We start from the raw sequence: 21080 nt of genomic DNA, 5'->3' as shown, positions 1-21080 counted from the left end.
TTAACGAATCATTTCGATATTCATTCCCCGACATTAGCAATAGTCTTTACTCGTACGAAAAAACGTGTGGATGAAATCACCGATGGCTTGCAAGTACGTGGTTTTCGTGCAGAAGGTATTCATGGTGATTTAACGCAAGGGAAACGAATGTCAGTTTTAAATAAATTTAAACATGGACGAATTGAAGTACTTGTCGCAACAGATGTTGCAGCACGTGGATTAGATATTTCCGGTGTGACACATGTATATAATTTTGATATTCCGCAAGATCCGGAAAGCTATGTTCACCGGATTGGTAGAACTGGAAGAGCAGGACGTACTGGAGAAGCAATTTCATTCGTAACACCGAGAGAAATCCCACATTTACGATTAATTGAACAAGTTACAAAAAGTAAAATGAAACGTATCGTTCCACCAACAAATCAAGAAGCGGCACGAGGAAAACAACAAGCAACTGCCGAAAATATTATAAAGACAATTGAAACAGAAGATATAAAATCATTTAATCAAACAGCAACAGAATTGTTGGAAGACCATGATTCCGTATCTGTCGTTTCAGCAGCATTAAAATTGCTAACAAAAGAACGAAAAGATGTACCAGTTAGAATTTCTTCTGTACAGCCGATTAGTGTTAAAAGTGCACCACCACGTGGAGGCGGCCGTGATTCGAAACGTCGTCAAGGTGGCGGCAAAAGGTTTTACGGAAAACGCCCACAAGGTGGCGGTGGACGACGAAAAGGCAACTTCCAAAAACGTCGTGGAAGATAAAATATACTAAGCTCCTCAAAATGGGGAGCTTTTTATATTTCATAGAGATGGAATACTGAGCGGGGTTCCGATTTAACCATGGAGAATGCGAAATAACCACGTAGTTTCCGTTTTAACCACGGGAACCTGTAAATAACCACGGTGAACTGCGTTAACTACGAGAATCATGATTTAACCACGAAGAATACGGAATAACCACGCGATTTACGTTTTAACCACGGGAAGCGAGAAAATATCCACGGTGAACTGCGTTAATCACGAGAATCATGATTTAACCACGAAGAACGCCAAATAACCACGCAGTTTCCGAATTAACCACGGAAACCGAGAAATAACCACGGTGAACCGCGTTAACCACGAGAATCACGATTTAACCATGGAGAACGCCAAATAACCACGTAGTTTCCGATTTAACCACGGAATCTGTAAATATCCACGGTGAACTGCGTTAATCACGGGAATCGTGATTTAACCACGAAGAATACGAAATAACCACGCGATTTACGTTTTAACCACGGGAAGCGAGAAAATATCCACGGTGAACCGCGTTAACCACGAGAATCGTGATTTAACCACAAAGAGTGCGAAATAACCACGCAGTTCATGTTTTAACCACGAAAACCGAGAAATATCCATGAAGAACATTGCGCATTAATCACTGGAGAGCGGTGTAATTGCTTTTGAAATCTAAAATAAATATTAAATATGCTTTTCCAATAAACATTCTGTGTTAAAATTATGAATGAAAGAGAGGGAGTAACGATGAGAGAGCAGCCGAAAAATAATATAGCTCGTGATGCTATTAAAGCTTGGAGAATTACAGCTTCTATTTATATGGGAGGATTATTTTTACTCATTATAGCGGGAGCTGTATTATCATATATTTTTGAAATTTCCTATTTATACGTTGGAATTGCTATCGTAATTTGGGTGTTATTACTATTTGTTTTTGTTTATTTAATTCCAAAATTAAGATACCGCAGATGGCGTTATGAAATATTTGAGCAAGAAATATATATTCAACACGGAATTCTAGTCGTTACTCGGACAATCATTCCGATGATTCGTGTTCAGCATGTGGATACAGAACAAGGTCCAATATTAAAACGGTATAAATTGGCAACTGTATCTATTTCAACAGCAGCGACAACACATGATATCCCGGCATTAGATGAGGAAGATGCATCTACAATACGAGATCGAATTTCTGTTTTAGCAAGGGTGGATGAAGACGATGTGTAATAGCGAAGAAACTTCTTTATTAGAACAGTTTAAACAGCCACGCCGTCTTCATCCAGCAGCAATGTATTTTGATCTCATTCGTGTTATAAAAGAAACGATTTTTGGCTTTGGAATTGGGTTAATTCTAACATTAAAGGAATCATTATTTTATTTTGTAATTTTCGCTACGGTATTTTTAATTTTCCTCATTATATCAAGTGTTTTATCTTGGCTCAGGTTCACATATCGAATAGAAGATAATGAACTACGAATAGAACAAGGTATTTTTGTTCGGAAAAAAAGATATATATCACTAAACCGAATCCATAAAATTGATTTAAGTGCAAATGTGGTACACCGAATTTTTAGATTGGTGAAAGTGCAAATTGATACAGCTAGTAGCGGCGGAGGAGCAGAAGTATCCCTTAGTGCAATTAAAGTAGAGGAGGGAGCGCGACTTCGCAAGGCTTTAAAAAAGCGAGAAAATGATTTTGTAATTGAAGAAAGATCTGAAGAAACGTTTCCGACCGAAAAAATATCATGGTCACGCCTGTTTATTGCCGGGACGACTTCAGGTAGTGCAGGGATTATTCTTGTTGCATTACTTGCGGGTTTTACCCAAATCGAAGAATTAATTCCGAAAAGAATATATAACTCGGCGTACACATGGGTGATTGCACAAAGTGTTGTCATACTGATCGCATTGATTATTTTTGTTCTATTATTATTATGGATAGTAGGAATAGCTGGTACGATGATAAAGTACGGTAATTTTAATATTGAAAAGCGTGAAAAAGAACTATTTATTCGAAGAGGGTTATTAGAGACAAAAGAATTAACGATACCCTTTGAGCGAATTCAAGCGATTGGCATTGAGCAAAGTCCAATTCGTCAGCCGATGAAATTTGTACAAGTTTTCGCAGTTGTTGCAGGGGGGTCTTTTGATAAAATGGAACCATTTCCTGTTCTGTTTCCACTTATTCATGAGCGAGAAGTAGACAAGTTTTTACAGGAATTTTTGCCGGAATTCGATCAACTTGAGACTGAATTAATTCCTTTATCCAAAAGGGGATTAAAGTTTTACTTATTTAAATCCTCCATTTTATTTATTCTCGCACTTCTAGCAACAGCTTATTTTTTCCCATCATTTATTTGGCTATCACTTATCCTGCTCGGTCTTAGCTTATGGTATGGCTGGTTGCAGTTTAAGGACGGAGGTTATGCAATTGATGGAAAACGTTTTACACTTCAAAGACGAGTATTTAATAAGGTTACGGTGACAACCTATCATCGTCGGATTCAGTCTCTTAAAAAGCGGCAACATAAAATTCAAGCCTTGCAAAAACTTGCAACAATTGAGATTTCACTTATTGGTTTGGGTGGTTTAGGGACACATTATTCGCTAAAGCATTTAGAAGAAAAGGATGCTAATAAAATTGCTGACTGGTATTCATATAGAAAGACGAGAAAAAATACAGACTTGTTAGATCCATTGGAATAAGTTACTATTGATTCAGGGAGACAGATTCTCCCTTCTATTTTTATTAAATAATGAATACTCATTCATTTTAGGGAGGATGTTTATGTTAACAGAGCTAGGAATAGAGAAAGTGACAATTGATCTTCCTTTTCGGTTAGACCATGTGAACTGTTTTTTGGCAGAAGGGGAAAAGGGATATATTGTAATAGATACAGGATTGAATGACAAAAATGCACGAGCTGTTTGGAATGAAAAATTAGATAATAAACTTGTTGAACGGATAATATTAACCCATCTTCATCCTGACCATTCTGGATATGCGGGAGTTTTACAACAACAGACAAATGCATCTGTACTCATGTCAGAAACAGATGCAGTAGCACTAGGAAGTATATGGACAGAAGAGGCTTTACCGAGATTAGTTAATGATTACAAGGAAGCGGCTGTACCTGAAAAATTAGCAACCTCTATTGTGAAAATGACTGAAGAGTTCAGTCCATCCGTAACTCCACTACCAAACGTTAATTACTTTTTGCAAGATGGAGATCGTATTCAAATCGGAAAATATCAATACGAAATAATTTTTACACCTGGACATTCTGAAGGGCTTATTTGTTTTTATAACCGAGAAAAAAATGTTCTCTTTTCAACGGATCATATTTTGCCGAAAATAACACCGAATATATCTTACTGGTTTTATGGTGAAAAAAACCCATTGCAATCATTTGAGAACTCACTTCATAAAATTAAACAACTGGATGCGGAGGTAGTTATTCCATCTCATGGGGATACTTTTTATGGCGCAAATGAACGGATAGATGAAATTTGGAATCATCATGTAGAAAGGTTTTCCATTATACTTGATTCCTTAAAACAGCCGAAATCTATTTTTGAAGTATGTGAAATATTGTTTCAAAGGGAACTTTCTGTTTATGATTATCAATTTGCAGTAGGAGAAACGATTGCTCATTTGGAATATTTACGAGAAAAAGGTGAGTGTACAAGAGGACTGGAGAATGGAATTTGGATGTACTCTCAAAGTTAACTAGTAAAAAGGATAGAAGTTTTAAAAATATCCGTCAATTATTGGCAATAATAGTTGTCTTTTGGATTAAAAATGATATAATTTTGTGAGAGTAAATATAAAAATTTCTCAAAATAAACAGGGTATAATGGAATATGAGGTGTGAATTTTGAAAAGGTCAGAAAGAAAAAAGCCGAGAAGGTTATGGTTAAAAATACCGATTATAATTGTAATATTACTAGTTTTGGGTGTTGGTGCTTACGCTTTTTCTGTATATAATAACGCAAAGAATACAGTGAATGAAAAAATGCATGACCCTGTTGAAACGATTGATACAAAATTAACAAAAGAAAAACTAAAAGCGACAGAGCCTCTGAACGTATTATTATTAGGAATCGATTCTGAAGATGACCAAAGAGGTCGGTCTGATGCAATCATGGTAATGCAGCTTGACCCGATAACTGATGCACTTACAATCGTAAGTATCCCTCGTGACACAAGAACAGAAATTGTAGGAAAAGGTATTGAGGACAAAATTAACCACGCGTATGCGTTTGGTGGAGCAGAGATGTCTGTTGCGACAGTTGAGAATTTCCTTGGTGTAGATATTGATTATTATGTAAGTATTAACATGGATGGTTTAGTAGAATTAGTTGATGAACTTGGTACAATAACAATTAGTAATGAGGTAGCATGGACGGACAGTAAATATGATTTCCCTGAAGGTATTGTGGAAATGGACGGCCAGAAAACAATGTCATACGTGAGAATGCGTAAAAAAGACCCAATGGGTGATTTTGGACGAACTCATCGTCAGCGAAAAGTAATTGAAGGAATCATTAATGAAGGTGCATCTGTTGGTTCTGTACCGAAATTTAGTGGTATGTTGGACATTTTGGGAACAAATATGTCTACGAATATGGATTTTGACGATATGAAGCAATTGTTTAGCGGATATAAAGATACCCGAAGAAATGTTTCTGAATATATGATTAGTGGTTCAGGACAAAAAATTGATGGAATCTATTATTTAATCGTACCGGATGAAGAAGTACAAAAAGCACATGATTTATTAGTATCAAAAGAATAACTAATAACCTATGGAGATGAGTAAAACTCCATAGGTTTTTTGTTTCTGGAAGGTAGTTTTAAAAAGGAGGGTACATTAAAAAATCTGCTGCGTTCTCCCTCGTCGTTGATCTGAGTAGAAAAGCTGAAGAAGAGCCGCGCGGTGTCCTCCCTCGCCGTTGATCACGGCGGAAAAGCTGGAGAAGAGATGCGCGGTGCCCTCCCACGCCCTTGATCTCAGCGGAAAAGCTGGAGAAGGGCTGCGCAGCGTCCTCCCTCGCCGTTGATCTGAGTAGAAAAGCTGAAGAAGAGCCTCGCAGCGCTCTCCCACGCCCTTGATCTCAGCGGGAAATCTAGAGAAGAGCCTCGCAGTGCTCTCCCACGCCCTTGATCTCAGCGGGAAATCTGGAGAAGAGCCGCGCGGTGTCCTCCCTCGTCGTTGATCTGAGTGGAAAAGCCGAAGAATAGCTGCGCGGTGCCCTCCCACGCCTTTGATCTCAGCGGAAAAGCTGGAGAAGAGCCGCGCAGTGCTCTCCCACGCCCTTGATCTCAGCGGAAAAGTCTGAGAAGAACTGCGCAGCGTCCTCCCCCGCCGTTGATCTCGGCAGAAAAGCCTGAGAAGGGCTGCGCAGCGCTCTCTGCACCTCTGATCATTGTGGAAAAGAAGTAGAAGCACCTCATTGCGATACGTCAAAGAGTGTTGAAATAATTAAGGCGAGGGTTTCATTGAATGTCCTAGTTAGCAGGCTAAAAATGCAAAGAAATTTAATAGTGCGGGTCTTGTAAATATTATTATTCTTTTTTTATGACAACTTGTAATACATGTCCTATTCCTGTATGACGGTAACCTTCTTCACGATTTTCTTCTCCATAATAAAAGTGAACACATGTATACGGTTCAATCCATGTTAAAATATTTTTTGGATCATATAAGAATTGTTCTTTTCCGGGACCACCTGTATTATATTTAAGTTGCTCTTTGGAATAAACTTCAAAAATAAAGAAACCACCTGGCTTTACTGCATTAATCATATTTTTAATAAAATATTCTTGGGATTCCTCAGCAACATGTCCGAAAACCATAATTGCACCGTCATATTTTTGTTTTTCTGTTTCCATTTTGGTTAAATCCGCTTCCACCGTTTCAACCGTCACATCGTTTTCTTTTGCTAAAACCTTAGTATGTTTTAGGCCAATCGGCGATAGATCATAGGCTGTTACGGTGTGTCCTTGTTTTGCTAAGTAAACTGCATTTCTTCCTTCACCTTCAGCAAAACAGGCTATTTGTGAATTTGGAGCAAACAATGAACTTTTTTCTTGTATAAAAGCATTCGCTGTTTTTCCATATGTAAATTGATTTTCCGAAAACTGTTTATTCCACTTTTCCTTTGCCATTGACTTGATTCACTCCATCATTTTTTAGTAATTCATTATAAATTTCAGTTGTATCTTTAGGATCCTTTCGATTGAGTATCATATAGTCTTCCTTAGTTTCAATATATAAATAAGGTGCCGAATTTTTTTGAATAAATAAAAGTCCATTTCCGTACGGTTCTTCCAAATTAAAATTACCTTTTAATATACCTGCAGTTGCAAATCCATTCGTTCTAAAATTCACTTCAGGTAGGGTGTCCATTAACTCAACAGTTTCAATATCCGCGATGTCCCATTCCACTCCGTACATTCCTGTAACTATAAAGGTTTCATCCCTAATTTTGATATCATTATCAATATATCCAATTCCTGTAATGACAACAATAAAAATAATGGTTACAGTTGAAAAAACACCCATAGTCCAAAGCATCTTTTTTCGTTTATGGGGTACTTCATAGCGCTGAATCCAGACAAGACCTATCATAAGGACAAGAATAAACACGCCTAGACTAATTTCAAAAGCAAATGGTATTGGCAGTAGCCCTAGGATGAATGTGACAAAAAATATCCAAAATGTTGTAACGAATAATTTATTTAACGCATCTAAATATCCGCTTTCTCTCAAATATTCTTTTTCTTCGTCGCGGCGATTGGAAAAGCCGCTTAATAATGTATGGTCTTGTTTTTTACTGAATAAATAGGTGATCCCTCCATAAATTATTAATGTCCAGCCCATTGCAATAATATATATGAGTGTTCCCGTCTTCATATTTCCACCAACTTTGCCAAAAAGGTTCGCCTAGTATCGTTTAAAGTGAAACAAATATAGTCAAACAACATTAGTTACGTTTAAATTTACTCTTACTTTTCTTTCGTTGTAACTTTTTCAACAATAATGCAGATGTTTCATTTGCTTTATCAGTTGCGTTTTCGTCAATTGCCAAAATGGTATAACCTGAGTCATTAAAATCTAATTGAAACCATGTACCTTCTTTACTGCCTACCGGTAAATCAGCTTCTTTTACAGTAAATTCATCCCCTTTTTCTTCAACTAATATGACAGCAGTACCATCTTCAATTCTATCTAATACACCTCTCATATTATTCGCCTCCTACACACGCTTTTCCTTGCTGTTTTATTTCATTTAGTCTAGCATCGCCAATACCGTTAATTTTTGTCAGTTCATCAACAGTTTGGAATGGTCTTAAATTAATGATATCCTTTGCACGTGCTTCACCTATTTGGGTAATTTCCATTAATTCTTCCATAGACGCTGTATTAATATTAATACAATCTACGTCTACAGGATCTGATTTAGAAGGATCCTTCTCGCTTTTTGCAGTATCATCATTCCCTTTTTCTACCTTACCCTCTTTTTCAGTAAATACTTTGTAATCTTTCCCATCTGTATGAACGGTAATCGTTCCATGTACATCTGTTCCGAGTAAGTTTATTTCTTTATTTAATACAAGTTGAACGATCTCATCATGCGGGTGACCATAAGAATTTCCTGCTCCAGCACTATAAATAGCATAGGTTGGATTAACATGATCAAGAAAAGTAGGATCACTTGATGTATTAGAGCCGTGGTGACCAAGTTGTAAAAAGTCGGCTTCGAGATCATCAACCCGCTGCATTATTTGCCTTTCTTGTTCCTTATATGCATCTCCTGTAAATACAAATGATACGTTTCCGTAAGTAAGCCGAAGTGATAAGGAGTCTTCATTTAACCCGCCGGATAATTCATTTGGATGTAAAATCTCTATTTCCATTGGACCAACATCATATGATTCGCCAGCTCTTGGTTCATCATAATCTGTGTCACTATCAAGAATCGCTTGCATAACAGTTTGGTAAAGATTTGTATTTGCTGTATTTCCAGACATCCAAACTTCACCAACTTCCACATTGTCCATAACTTTATCCAATTGTCCTATATGATCAGCATGTGGATGGCTGATAATGACTAAATCTATAAAACTAACATTCTCTTTCTTTAAAAAAGGGACAACTTCATTTCCTTGCCAATCGCCTACATCGTATAAAATAGTATACTGTTCCTCTTTATCGCTAAATTGGAATAAGGTAGCGTCTCCTTGACCGACATCAATATAATCTACCGTTAGTTCGGAAAGAGATTCTGTTGGTTCTGCATTATTTTGTTCCTTTTTAGCAGGGACATTTTCTGGGAGCGCTTCTGTTGGTTCATTTGCATGATTTGATTCGCTACTAGATATATTTTGAGAAGATTGCTCTGTGCTACCACAAGCACTTAATAAACAAATAAAACTTACCATAATAAATAAATATTTTCGCATCTTGATGCCGCCTTATCTTTAGAAATAATAATTTAAGCGTAGCAAAACTTTTAGAAAAAAACTATAAAATTCTATTTCTCTATAAGAGATCATATTCAAAATAGAATTTGTCCTTAGAGAAAATCGTATTTTCCCATTCCAACTGTACGGCAAAACAGCAAAGTGCCAATGTGCAGTTTATTTAATTTCTTGAGATACTACAATAAAAGGTGGGATATGATGGGTAATTATATAAAAAATATGATCGTTTTTTTGCTCATAATAATCCAAACTTCTAGTGAGCAGCATCTACCAAGTTTTACAGGTGTAATAGATCGGGTTGAGGAGGGGCATGCAATTCTTTTGATTGAAGATAAAGGGAGACAAATAATAATACCAGTTGAAAAGCTACCCGCAAATTATCAAGAAGGAGCGTGGGTGCGTGTTTATGAAGGCAATAATCATATAAAAGTAACGATTGATCATAAGCAAACAAAAAAACATCATGATAAAAGTATACTTTGTCGCGAAGAAATAAAAAGAAAAAGCCCTATTTTCTTAGAAAGGATAGAAAATAGGGACAAAAATGAGTAGAATAATGCTTAAAAATAATTGTAAATGATAAAAGTTATGTTCATTAGTACTTTTATCCTGATATGTAATACCTCTTATCATAGCAAAAAGGAAGTTTATTATCTGTGAAAAAATTTGTACAATAACGTGATAGATAGAAATAATAGAACATTTAGAATCTGGATATAATTTTAAATTGTATTGAATAGCGCGAGATATTAACGTATAATATCGATACAAGATAAACAAAATTGTGAAAAACACAATAAAGGGGGTTAATTTGTCACGCTTTTATTCTACGATAATCCTGCTTAAATTCATAAAAAATGGGGGAAGAACAAGTGGAAAAAAATTTGCGTTTATTCATGATGGCTTTTTTAGCCGTTAGTATTAGTGCATTATTAATTGCGTGTGGCGGTGGAGGCTCCGATGAAACGGAAACGTCGAATGAGGCGACTGGTGGTGAAATTACGAAATTAGTAGCTGGAACGGATGCTACATATGCACCAATGGAATATATGGACGAAGATGGAGAAATTGTTGGAATTAATATCGATATTGTGAATGCGCTTGCAGAAGAATTAGGAATTGAAATTGAATTTAAAAATATTGGTTGGGAGCCACTATTTCCAGCAGTAGATAATGGAGAAGTTGACTTTGCAGTTTCTTCCATTACCATTACGGAAGAACGTGAAGAATCATATGATTTCACCGACCCTTATTATATCGCTAATCAGCTAATTTTAGTTCCTGAAGATAGTGATGTTACTAGTTTTGCAGATTTAGAAGATAAAAAAGTATCTGTACAAATTAATACGACAGGACACAAGGTTGTCAAAGAACTGCTAGGGGAAACAAGTACAAATATTGTAGCGACAGAAACGATGCCATTAGCAATCAGTGAAATGATTAATGGCAATGCAGATGCTTCTGTTGGAGATAATTCGGTAGTAAACGAATATATAAAAGAAAATCCAAATGTAGAAGTTAAAACGATAGAAGACGACGAATTTGAAAAAGAATACTATGGATTAATGGTTAAAAAAGGAAATGCAGAAGTATTAGAGCTTTTAAATGAAGGCATTCAGAAAATAAAAGAGAATGGTAAATTAGCTGAAATTTCAGGATTTGAAATGGAAGAATAAGGGACGATTCTGTCCGTAACCATTTGCGGACAGTATCTTTTTTATGGTGAAAATTGTCTCTCCACTGTAGGGAATAGGAGGTGTTCATGTGTTCATAATAGAAGCGATAAAAGAGTTTATCATGTCGATACGGTTTGACATCCTTTGGAATTATAAAGATCTTTTTATTAAAGGAATCTGGATCACATTAGGACTAACTATTGTTGGATATACATGTGGAGTGTTACTTGGATTAGTATTCGGTTTAGGTAAGTTATCGAAGCGGAAATGGATTCATTATCCATGTAAATGGTATATTGACTTCTTCAGAGGAACACCGTTGCTCGTTCAGATTTTGCTTATTCATTTAGCTGTTATTCCAACGATCTTTGGACATTCGTTAGGCTTCTTTGTTTCTGGAGCTGTTGCATTAACGTTAAATTGTAGCGCATACACAGCTGAGATTTTTCGTGCTGGAATCCAGTCGCTTGAAAAAGGGCAAATGGAGGCAGCTCGTTCTTTAGGAATGCCACATAATTTGGCAATGAAAGAGATCATTTTACCGCAAGCGTTTCGCCGTATGGTACCGCCACTTGGAAATGAATTAATCGCTTTATTAAAAGATTCCTCTTTAGTAACTGTTATTGCTGCTACAGATATTCTTTATGCAGCAAAAGTAGTTGCAGGTGCAAGCTTTAGAGTGTGGGAACCTTATATACTTGCGGCAATCCTTTATTTAATGTTGACATGGGTATGTACAAAGTTAATTGCTTACATTGAAAAAAGATTTAGTACGAGTTATGTTCCGGCCAAAAGGACAAAATTTCGGCGGCAGGTGAAAATATGATAAAAATTGAAGGTCTTGTAAAATCGTATGGTGATCTTGAAGTACTAAAAGGGATCGACTATGAAGTGAAAGAAAAAGAAGTAATTTGTATCATTGGTGCAAGTGGATCAGGTAAATCTACATTTCTTCGTTGTATCAATTTACTAGAAGATATCACAGATGGAGCCGTTTATATTGAAGATGTAAAAGTTAATGATCCAGCAACAAATATAAATGAGATCCGTACAGAAGTAGGAATGGTATTTCAGCAATTTAATTTATTTCCACATATGACAGTACTGGATAATATTACGATCTCACCTATAAAAATTCGCAAAATGTCTAAAGCAGATGCAGAGGAACTAGCACATGAATTGTTAGCGAAAGTAGGACTTAGTGATAAGGCAACGAGTTATCCGGAACAACTTTCTGGTGGACAAATGCAACGGGTAGCAATCGCAAGAGCTTTAGCAATGAAACCGAAGATTATGCTCTTTGATGAACCAACTTCAGCCCTTGATCCTGAGATGGTTAAGGAAGTGCTCGACGTTATGAAACAGCTTGCTAATGAGGGGATGACAATGGTTGTTGTCACACATGAAATGGGCTTTGCTCGTGAGGTTGCAGACAGAGTTGTTTTTATCGATGGTGGCTATTTAGTAGAAGAAGGAACACCTGAAGAGATCTTTAATAATCCCCAAAATGAGCGAACAAAAGCATTTTTAGGAAAAGTATTATAAAAAACAGTAAGTAATTTTAACTAGTTTACTAGTCTGGCGCATAAGCAATTAAAAAACTCCCGTGAAAAGTTATGATCACGTTTTAATTTAAAATTAATGAATAGCTAAATCTAGTAAACTTTTCCGTATAATTAGAAAAATCCTTTTCTTAAAAATATTCTATGCTATAATATACAACTATAGATTCGAAAAAACGAACTAGGGGGCTAATCATGTATCGAAAACTATTACTTACTTTATTTCTGAGTTTGTTATTAGGGATATTGGCTGCATGTGGTGGATCATCGTCAACAGACAGTGAACAGGATGCACCTGAAACTAATACGGAAGAAAGTGAAAGCGCTACCGAAACGGAAGGCGATTCAGATGGCAAAGTATACACCGTTGCAACCGATAATGCATACGTGCCGTTTGAATATTTAGATGAAGAGTCAGGTGAATTAGTAGGATTTGATATCGATCTGATTACAGCGCTTGCTGAAGAAGCTGGAATTGAAATTGAATTTGAAACATTGGAATTTGCCGGAATTGTAGCTGGTCTTGGTTCAGGTAAATTTGATATTGGAATTGCCGGTATGACAATTACGGAAGAAAGAAAGGAAAATATTGATTTTACTCAACCTTACTATGAAGCAGGATTGATTCTTGCTGTTACAGAAGAAAATGCAGATGAGATCCAATCGATAGACGATGTGGATGGTAAAGTTGTTGCTACACGTCAAGGTTCCACTAGTCAAGAGTATTTAGAGGAAAATACGGATGCGACTGCAGAAGCTTTCCCGGAAATTGTAGAAGCATATCAAAATGTCCTTGCAGGTAGAGCTGACGCAGTTTTATATGACTTACCTAACGTACAATATTATTCTGAAAAAGAAGCAGGTGGAGAATTAGTTACCGTTGGAGAAAAGTTAACTGGTGAAGATTATGGAATTGGTTTTCCAAAAGGATCAGAGTTACGCGATAAGATAGATGAAGCGTTAACTACGTTAAAAGAAAATGGAACTTATGATGATATTTATGAAAAATGGTTTGGTGAGCGACCTGAAGGAACATAAAATATAACAAAATATAGGATAGTGAAGAGCGTGATCATCGTGTCACGCTTTTCTATTCTAAGGCATAATGAGGTGGTAGACGCTATGCAACATATTGTAGGGGTACTTCCCTATTTGTTGGAAGGAATAAAATTAACGTTTTTAATTACGGTTATTGGTGTAGGAATCGGATTTGTTATCGGAGCATTTGTAGGTCTAGGTCGTATATCTAAAAATATATTTATCTTTTGGCTTTCTACTATCTATGTCGAAGTTATTCGTGGCACTCCGATTCTTGTACAAATATTTTTCATTTTTTTCGGGTTGTCTGACTTTTATAATTTTGATAAATTAACTGCATCGATTATGGCGATTTCGTTAAATGCTGGAGCGTATATAGCTGAAATCGTCCGTGGAGGTGTACAGTCTATTGATAAGGGGCAATTTGAAGCAGGAGATTCTATTGGGCTCACGAAAGCACAAACGATGTGGTATATTATTTGGCCGCAAGCGTTTAAACGAATGATTCCTCCACTTGGTAACCAATTTATTATTAGTTTGAAAGATACCTCTTTATTCTCAGCAATTGCCGTACATGAATTATTATACCAAGGCCGTACATATGCTTCTACAACATTTGTTTCTTTTCAACCATATTTGATGGTAGCACTTTTTTATTTAGCAATTACGATTCCATCTAGTATTATTTTAAGACGTGTTGAACGGAGGCTTGATGTATAATGATCGTAGTAGAAGATTTATATAAATCATTTGGGGATAATGAAGTATTAAAAGGGATTTCCAATACAATCGCTGAAAAAGAAGTGGTTTGTGTTATTGGTCCATCGGGTTCAGGTAAAAGTACTTTTTTACGTTGTTTGAATTTATTAGAGGAAGTAACATCAGGTACCATTACGATTGATGGTCAAGAAATAACGGATAAACATACGAATGTGCCCAAGGTTCGGTCACAAGTAGGCATGGTGTTTCAACATTTTAATCTATTTCCTCATAAGACCGTTCTGGAAAACATCACCTTAGGTCCGTTGAAAGTGAAAAAAATATCCAAGGAAGAAGCCGAAAAGACTGCCAGAGAATTACTTGAAAAAGTGGGACTATCTGATAAGGCAGACGCTTATCCAGGAAGTCTGTCAGGAGGACAAAAGCAACGAGTGGCAATTTCCCGTGCTTTAGCCATGAATCCTAAAGTAATGTTATTTGATGAACCAACTTCCGCACTTGATCCTGAACTTGTCGGAGAAGTTTTGGCGGTTATGAAGGATTTAGCTAAATCAGGAATGACCATGGTCGTTGTCACACACGAAATGGGTTTTGCCAGAGAAGTTGGAGACCGGGTTATCTTTATTGACGAAGGAGTTATTATGGAAGAAGGCGAACCAGTAGAAATGTTTGCAAATCCGAAAAGTGAACGGCTAAAAACGTTCTTGGGACAAATATTGTAAGAGATGTAGAGTAGTAGGTGAGCGAGAAACTTTCATCAGCCTTGTAAACTTTCTATTGGGGGTTTCTAACGTTTCCCAGGGTAACGTAAAAAGATCCTCGTGCGCCTAAATTTGTAGATTTTTTTAAAAAAGGATCGTAAACTAAACATAATCAATGATATTCCGTGAGCAATTGTGGTGGATATTGCTCACGAAATATTTCTGTCTATTTATCCTTTACCATCAAAAGAGGAGGTTAAGAATAGTAGATAAATAGACACAGTCTATATCAGAAAATTGATAAGCAGTTAAATCCGAGACCCAGTTAAATCCTGAAGCTTTTTGATAAATTGAACAGCACGTTTTTTCTCAAAAACATCTCGATCAAACGGTTCCATTAATCCTACGTTTCGTTTCTCTTTAAGTGTTAATATTCGTTCAACGGCTTCATTCAAACGATTTTCAGATATATCTCCTTTTTTTACAGCTTCGATAACCTTATCAATAACAGCGATTTGTGTTTTGTATTCCATAGATAATAAGACAAGGTCGATTCCAAATTGAATAGACTTGACGGCATTTTCGGCAATTTCATTCAATGTCTTTTCATTAGAAACTTTTTTCATTAAGACACCTTGAAAGTTTAGTGTTTCTCTGAGTAAACTTTGAATGATTGATCGCTCTTCATTTTTATAAGAATTAGACAAGAGAATTGTATCGACATTTTTTTGAATTGCTAAGAAAAAAGGATATAGTATGGAATGGGGCATATCGTAAGACTCTGTTAACAATGTGTCAATTGGTCTATTTTCATTTTCAAGGAAATAGTTTGCAACTGCCGAAACGTTTTTCTTTTGGTACCCTTGAATAGCTGCGACCCCATGTTTTGCCACAAGGTCGATCGAATCTCCAAAACTATCTTTTCGATCATTACTTATATTTAAAGATGGGGAAATATTCATATTGATCCCTAAGGCATGTAGTTCCTCTGCAATCATCTCTGACATTTGTTTTGTATATAATCGATTATTTACAATTCCTAATGTGGATTGGTCTGGACTTTGAATGACCCCCTTAGTAATGCTATTAAACTCTCCACCACCTTGATAAACGGCGAGAAATAGAGGGAGATCTTTATTTGCATAATGTTGTAGGTCAGTAGATAGGCTATGAAGTTGTCGTGGATTTCTATAATTATCGGTAACATAGCATAGTCCACCGACCTTATATGTAGAGATGAGATTAATTACTTCACCTGCAGGCTTGCTACCTTCAAAGCTTACCATAAACAATTGTCCGACCTTTTCAGCGATCGACATCTTGTGGACATTCATTTTAAGTAGTCTCCTTTTTAAAACATCATTATTACTAATGTAATTTTTAGTATAGAATATTCATGTTAAATGCTATAATATCGTATATTATGAATGTTGGCAATATACCAATTAAAGAAATAGATAAATATTTGAACAATTAGAGGAGTGGGGAAATGAGGATTGCTGGTGTTGATATAGGAGGAACATCTATTAAACTTGGTGTTTTTGACGGTGCCGGTAAAATATATGATTTTATCGAATATGATACAGACAGTCATAAAGGAGGAAATTACATATTACAAAATTTAATAGATAAAATTGAACAATTTGAACAAGTGAATGCTATTGGGGTAAGTACAGCTGGACAAGTTGATAGAGAAAATGGAATGATTGTCCAAGAATCAGCAAATATTCCGCAAACATCTGGACTACAAATAAAAAGAATATTAGAGAATCATTTTAACGTTCCGGTTAACGTTGAAAACGATGTCAACGCAGCTGCACTAGGAGAAAGTCATTTTGGAGCTGGTAGAGACTATAATGATTTCTTATTTCTAGCGTATGGAACCGGAATTGGAGGGGCAATTGTGGCTAATTCAGAACTTTATTATGGAAGGAATGGATATGCAGCAGAGTTCGGACATATGATTACTCATGGAAATGGTTTAACATGTAAATGTGGCGTAAAAGGCTGTTACGAAACATACGCCTCGACTACTGCGTTACTAAGAGAAGCGCAAAAGCTTGATTCAAACATCACAAATGGACGAATTATTTTCGAGAAATTTTATGAAAATGATAAACAAATTAAGGAAATAATTGAAAAATGGGTAGAGGAAATTGTCATTGGACTAACGTCTATTATCCATATTTTTAATCCAACAACGATCGTAATCGGCGGTGGAATTATGGAACAAGAAGTGTTAGTACATATGATTTCTGAAAAAGTAAATGAGATGGTATTGGAAAGTTTTGCAGGAGTAAACATAGTAAAAGCTTCATTAGGAAATAGAGCAGGAATGTTAGGAGCCGTTTCACTCCATGTATAAAAGAAAGGAGAAAAAGATGTCAACATCTATATTAATTCAAGATATAACTATATATACAGAAGATGAAAAGATTGAAAATGGTTTTTTACTACTTAGAGAGGGAAAAATAGTGGAAATATCAAAACATCCAATTTTACTCGACCAAAATAGTGAAGAATGCCTCCGTATTGATGGAGAAGGATTAATTGCCATTCCGGGTTTTATTGACGGTCATATCCATGGAGCTGCAGGTGCGGATACTATGGATGCAAGTGAAGAGGCACTGGACACAATTGCTACTTGCTTACCAAAAGAAGGAACAACAAGTTTTCTAGCAACAACGATGACACAATCTAATGAAAATATCGAAAAGGCATTAGGAAATATTGCTTGTTATGAAAACAAGGCTGGAAATTCAGAAGTCATCGGGATTCATTTAGAAGGACCTTTTATTAATGAAGAGAAAAAAGGAGCACAGCCAGCGGAGTTTATCAAGACGCCAAATGTGGAATTATTTAAACGTTGGCAGGAAGTAGCTGGAGGGAAGATAAAAACTATTACTGTTGCTCCAGAATGTGACACAGGTAATTTCATATCATATTTAGCCGAAAATGGACATAACGTATCTGCCGGGCACTCTTCAGCAACGTTTGAAGAAATTAAGAAAGGAGTAGCCCAAGGTGTTCATCAATTAACCCATTTATGTAACGCAATGACCGGAGTTCATCATCGCGATATTGGTGCAGTCGGTGCAGCTTTTTTATTGGAGGATGTAAAAGCCGAAATTATTGCGGATGAAATACATACCTCCAAGGAAATGTTACAAATTATTTATAATAATATTGGTAGTGAACGATTATTAATGATTACAGACGCAATGCGGGCAAAATCATTGCCAGATGGTGCATATGAACTAGGTGGTCAGCCTGTTACTGTGCTGAATGGTCGAGCAACTCTGGAAGATGGAACATTGGCTGGCAGCATTTTAAAAATGGATGAAGCGGCAAAAAATATGCTAAAATTAAATGGTGTTACAATTAGAGATATCATTAAAATGTCTGCAGAAAACCCTGCAAAGCAAATTAATATATTTGATCAAAAGGGGAGTATAACAGTAGGGAAAGATGCTGATATACTACTTGTCGATGAAAACCTGGCTATTAAATATACGATTTGTCGAGGGATAATAGCTTACGAGGAGTGAAGGAAATGGAAATTATTAAAGTAAAAGATATGGATGAGTTAGGTCGCAAGGCAGCTGAAATTGTTGTTAATTCGATAAAAGATATTGAAAATCCAGTACTTGGTCTTGCAACGGGTTCAACTCCAGAAAAGTTATATGCAAATTTAATTGATAAATGTAAAGCCGGCGAAATTACGTTTGAACAAGCGGTTACGTTCAATTTAGATGAATATGTTGGCTTATCCGCTGATGATCCACAAAGTTACCGTTATTATATGGAGCATCATTTATTTAATGGGATTGATATAAAAAAGGAAAATACTCACTTATTAAATGGGGAAGCTGAAGATCTAGAAGAAGAATGTCGCTCTTTTGAGCAATTGATGAAAGAATTTGGTGAAATTGATTTGCAAATTTTAGGTCTTGGTTTAAATGGTCATATTGCGTTTAATGAGCCAGGTACATCTTTTGATGCTAGAACTCATATTGTCGATTTGGATGATTCGACGATTGAAGCAAATTCACGATTTTTTGATCGCAAAGAGGATGTACCGACCCAGGCATTGACAATGGGAATTGGAACAATTATGGAAGCGAAAAAGATCTTGTTTCTCGTACAAGGCGAGAAAAAAGCTGATATTTTGAAAAAAGTTTTATACGGAGATGTTACAGAAGAAGTGCCAGCATCTGTATTACAACGGCATCCTAACGTTGTATTAGTAACTGATATCGACATATAAAACGAAGGTATTCTGTCTTTAACTAGAATCCATACGCTATACGAAATGAGCAATATTATTTCTGTTAGCATATTGGATTCTTTTTTTACTTTAAAATTACATATTAAGTGTTCAGCGGAATACTTATACCACCTCTTGATATTCTACTAAGAGCATATATTTGTTATGATAATAGTATTAAGATGAAAGTTGGGGAAAACAATGAAATTATCAGAGTACATAGCACTTGATGGAACCGAAATTTCAAAATTAATGAATAAGAAAGAAATTACGCAAGAAGAAGTGGTAAAAGCAAGTTATACTCTTTTAGACAAGGTAAATGAGCCGTTAAATGCAGTGACTCATACAAGGAAGGAAAAGGTTATCGAAGAAGTAGTTAGTCCTATTCCTCATTATCCACCTCGTGAATTTAATGGAGTACCGATATTTTTAAAAGATGGATCTCAGTCAATTGCAGGAGAACCTAGTACGAGTGGTGCCAATTTATTTAAAGAGACAATCGCCTCACAGACATCAAACTTTGTGAAAAAGATTCAACAAGCCGGATTTCTTCCTTTAGGCCATTCAACAACACCTGAATTTGCGTTGAAAAATATAACGGAATCAAAACTACATGGTCCAACTCGGAATCCTTGGAATCATACATTTTCTCCAGGAGGATCAAGTGGTGGTGCAGCAGCGCTCGTTGCATCAGGCGTTGTTCCTATCGCAGGAGCTAGTGATGGAGGTGGCTCTATTCGCATACCGGCTTCGTTTACTGGTTTATTCGGCTTAAAACCAACGAGAGGAAGAACACCAGTAGGACCAGGCGTTGGTCGTCAATGGCATGGAGCCGCAATTGATTTTGTTTTATCAAGGACAGTTCGAGATAGTGCCAGACTATTAACCATTATGCAGACAGTTCAACAAGAAGCAGCTTTTCAAACACCATTATTTCCAGGACGTTACGAATGGGCAATGGAAGAATCATTTAAACGTCCATTAAAAATTGGGTTTACAACAGAATCACCTGTAGGGACACCAGTTTCTAATGAAGCCAAAAAAGCCGTTCATAAAGTCATTACATGGTTAGAGGAACAAGGACATTCAGTCGAAGAGTCGGTTCCTGATATAGATGGTGTTCAGTTAATGCGAGATTATTATTTGATGAATAGCGGAGAAATCTCAGCACTTACGTACCAGTTAGAAAAAATGCATAATGAAAAATTAACTTCAGACGATGTAGAAATCGAAACATGGCTGCTTCATGTAGCTGGTCAAAATGTTTCGGCCGCACAATTTTCTTTAAGCTTAGCGTCATGGGACAAGGCAGCTTTTAAAATGGCAAAATACCACGAAAAATATGATCTTTATATAACGCCGGCAACAGCATATCCTGCACCGAAGATTGGAGAACTTACCCATAGCAAGGAACGAGAAGAGGAGCTGCTTGAACAAATTCAGACAGAGGTTCCGAAAAAACAACAAGAAGTCATTTATGAGATGTTTTTGCCAAGCCTGACGTACACACCATTTACACAACTTGCTAATTTAACTGGACAGCCGGCAGTCAGTGTCCCAGTTCATCTAACTGAATCAGGGCTACCTCTAGGAGTACAAATAATGGCCGCTAAAGGGAATGATCATCAATTGTTACGATTAGCTTATCAACTTGAAGAGACTAGCCTTTGGGTTGGAATGAAAGGGAATCCTTATTTTGATAGTAATTCAACTATCGCAACAATAAAGTGAGTGCCTTAATGCAGAGTGGTAGCTGATGGATGCAGAGTCGTTATCCAACATGCAAAGTGACAGCCGATGTATGCAGAGTCACAAGATTTAGTACCACAAGCTTACTAACT

21 protein-coding genes are annotated in these 21080 nt (G+C 36.4%); 16 read left to right on the top strand and 5 right to left on the bottom strand.

Annotated features, from left to right (window positions below; all coding sequences use genetic code 11):
* From ACPYKA_RS02115 to ACPYKA_RS02095, 5 genes are all read left to right on the top strand, one after another.
* The coding region (locus ACPYKA_RS02115) for a helicase-related protein (protein ID WP_479540768.1) at positions 1-768 on the top strand (768 nt) is incomplete at its 5' end.
* Positions 769-1530: 762 nt separating this feature from the next.
* On the top strand, positions 1531-2010 hold the full coding sequence (locus ACPYKA_RS02110; RefSeq protein ID WP_479540770.1) for a PH domain-containing protein: 480 nt from the start codon (positions 1531-1533) through the stop codon (positions 2008-2010).
* On the top strand, positions 2003-3490 hold the full coding sequence (locus ACPYKA_RS02105; protein ID WP_479540767.1) for a PH domain-containing protein: 1488 nt from the start codon (positions 2003-2005) through the stop codon (positions 3488-3490). Before ACPYKA_RS02110 ends, ACPYKA_RS02105 begins: the two co-directional genes overlap by 8 nt.
* 82 nt (positions 3491-3572) lie before the next feature.
* A complete protein-coding gene (locus ACPYKA_RS02100; protein WP_479540766.1) occupies positions 3573-4514 on the top strand; it encodes an MBL fold metallo-hydrolase in 942 nt (313 codons plus the stop codon).
* Between the two features lie 148 nt (positions 4515-4662).
* On the top strand, positions 4663-5583 hold the full coding sequence (locus ACPYKA_RS02095) for an LCP family glycopolymer transferase (RefSeq protein WP_479540765.1): 921 nt from the start codon (positions 4663-4665) through the stop codon (positions 5581-5583).
* Positions 5584-6353: 770 nt separating this feature from the next.
* Here the strand turns inward: ACPYKA_RS02095 and ACPYKA_RS02090 are convergent.
* From ACPYKA_RS02090 to ACPYKA_RS02075, 4 genes are all read right to left on the bottom strand, one after another.
* A complete protein-coding gene (locus tag ACPYKA_RS02090; protein WP_479540764.1) occupies positions 6354-6956 on the bottom strand; it encodes a class I SAM-dependent methyltransferase in 603 nt (200 codons plus the stop codon).
* A complete protein-coding gene (locus ACPYKA_RS02085) occupies positions 6934-7704 on the bottom strand; it encodes a DUF3784 domain-containing protein (RefSeq protein ID WP_479540763.1) in 771 nt (256 codons plus the stop codon). Before ACPYKA_RS02085 ends, ACPYKA_RS02090 begins: the two co-directional genes overlap by 23 nt.
* Before the next feature lie 70 nt (positions 7705-7774).
* Entirely contained in the window at positions 7775-8035 is a 261-nt protein-coding gene (locus ACPYKA_RS02080) for a DUF3006 domain-containing protein (RefSeq protein WP_479540762.1), read from the bottom strand.
* A 1-nt stretch (position 8036) separates the two neighbouring features.
* Positions 8037-9254, bottom strand: a complete 1218-nt coding sequence (locus tag ACPYKA_RS02075; protein WP_479540761.1) for a helix-hairpin-helix domain-containing protein — start codon at positions 9252-9254, stop codon at positions 8037-8039.
* A 219-nt stretch (positions 9255-9473) separates the two neighbouring features.
* Between ACPYKA_RS02075 and ACPYKA_RS02070 the strand changes: the two genes are divergently transcribed.
* The 7 genes from ACPYKA_RS02070 to ACPYKA_RS02040 all read left to right on the top strand — a co-directional run bounded on the left by ACPYKA_RS02070 (position 9474) and on the right by ACPYKA_RS02040 (position 14993).
* Positions 9474-9827, top strand: a complete 354-nt coding sequence (locus tag ACPYKA_RS02070) for a DUF3006 domain-containing protein (RefSeq protein WP_479540760.1) — start codon at positions 9474-9476, stop codon at positions 9825-9827.
* A 320-nt stretch (positions 9828-10147) separates the two neighbouring features.
* Positions 10148-10951 carry a basic amino acid ABC transporter substrate-binding protein gene (locus tag ACPYKA_RS02065; protein WP_479540759.1) on the top strand — a complete coding sequence of 268 codons (804 nt, stop codon included), beginning with the start codon at positions 10148-10150 and terminating at the stop codon, positions 10949-10951.
* A gap of 121 nt (positions 10952-11072) precedes the next feature.
* Positions 11073-11777 (top strand): amino acid ABC transporter permease, encoded by a 705-nt coding sequence (locus tag ACPYKA_RS02060; RefSeq protein ID WP_479540769.1) that lies wholly within the window; start codon positions 11073-11075, stop codon positions 11775-11777.
* The gene (locus ACPYKA_RS02055) at positions 11774-12496 is read left to right on the top strand and encodes an amino acid ABC transporter ATP-binding protein (RefSeq protein ID WP_479540758.1); all 723 of its coding nucleotides are present in this window, start codon (positions 11774-11776) and stop codon (positions 12494-12496) included. Before ACPYKA_RS02060 ends, ACPYKA_RS02055 begins: the two co-directional genes overlap by 4 nt.
* A 212-nt stretch (positions 12497-12708) precedes the next feature.
* On the top strand, positions 12709-13551 hold the full coding sequence (locus tag ACPYKA_RS02050; protein ID WP_479540757.1) for a transporter substrate-binding domain-containing protein: 843 nt from the start codon (positions 12709-12711) through the stop codon (positions 13549-13551).
* 84 nt (positions 13552-13635) lie between these two features.
* Positions 13636-14271: an amino acid ABC transporter permease gene (locus ACPYKA_RS02045; RefSeq protein ID WP_479540756.1), complete on the top strand. Its 636-nt coding sequence runs from the start codon at positions 13636-13638 to the stop codon at positions 14269-14271.
* Positions 14271-14993 (top strand): amino acid ABC transporter ATP-binding protein, encoded by a 723-nt coding sequence (locus ACPYKA_RS02040; RefSeq protein ID WP_479540755.1) that lies wholly within the window; start codon positions 14271-14273, stop codon positions 14991-14993. The genes ACPYKA_RS02045 and ACPYKA_RS02040 overlap by 1 nt, the downstream gene beginning before the upstream one ends.
* A 287-nt stretch (positions 14994-15280) precedes the next feature.
* On the opposite strand, the gene ACPYKA_RS02035 is transcribed toward ACPYKA_RS02040, so the two are convergent.
* Entirely contained in the window at positions 15281-16306 is a 1026-nt protein-coding gene (locus ACPYKA_RS02035) for a glycoside hydrolase family 3 N-terminal domain-containing protein (protein WP_479540754.1), read from the bottom strand.
* A gap of 155 nt (positions 16307-16461) precedes the next feature.
* On the opposite strand from ACPYKA_RS02035, the gene ACPYKA_RS02030 reads away from it, so the two are divergent.
* The 4 genes from ACPYKA_RS02030 to ACPYKA_RS02015 all read left to right on the top strand — a co-directional run bounded on the left by ACPYKA_RS02030 (position 16462) and on the right by ACPYKA_RS02015 (position 20970).
* Positions 16462-17337 carry an ROK family protein gene (locus tag ACPYKA_RS02030; protein WP_479540753.1) on the top strand — a complete coding sequence of 292 codons (876 nt, stop codon included), beginning with the start codon at positions 16462-16464 and terminating at the stop codon, positions 17335-17337.
* 16 nt (positions 17338-17353) lie between these two features.
* Complete coding sequence (gene nagA / locus ACPYKA_RS02025) at positions 17354-18520, top strand: N-acetylglucosamine-6-phosphate deacetylase (RefSeq protein ID WP_479540752.1); 1167 nt, start codon at positions 17354-17356, stop codon at positions 18518-18520.
* Between the two features lie 5 nt (positions 18521-18525).
* The gene (gene nagB, locus ACPYKA_RS02020) at positions 18526-19239 is read left to right on the top strand and encodes a glucosamine-6-phosphate deaminase (protein WP_479540751.1); all 714 of its coding nucleotides are present in this window, start codon (positions 18526-18528) and stop codon (positions 19237-19239) included.
* Between the two features lie 201 nt (positions 19240-19440).
* Positions 19441-20970 carry an amidase family protein gene (locus ACPYKA_RS02015; protein ID WP_479540750.1) on the top strand — a complete coding sequence of 510 codons (1530 nt, stop codon included), beginning with the start codon at positions 19441-19443 and terminating at the stop codon, positions 20968-20970.
* Positions 20971-21080 lie beyond the last annotated feature (110 nt).

It is taken from the genome of Pseudogracilibacillus amylolyticus (SeqCode), from assembly GCF_051918545.1.
In the GTDB taxonomy this organism is placed as follows: Bacteria; Bacillota; Bacilli; order Bacillales; family Amphibacillaceae; genus Pseudogracilibacillus.
Note: the sequence above shows the minus strand (reverse complement) of the source record. Positions and strands in the feature narration are given on the sequence as shown.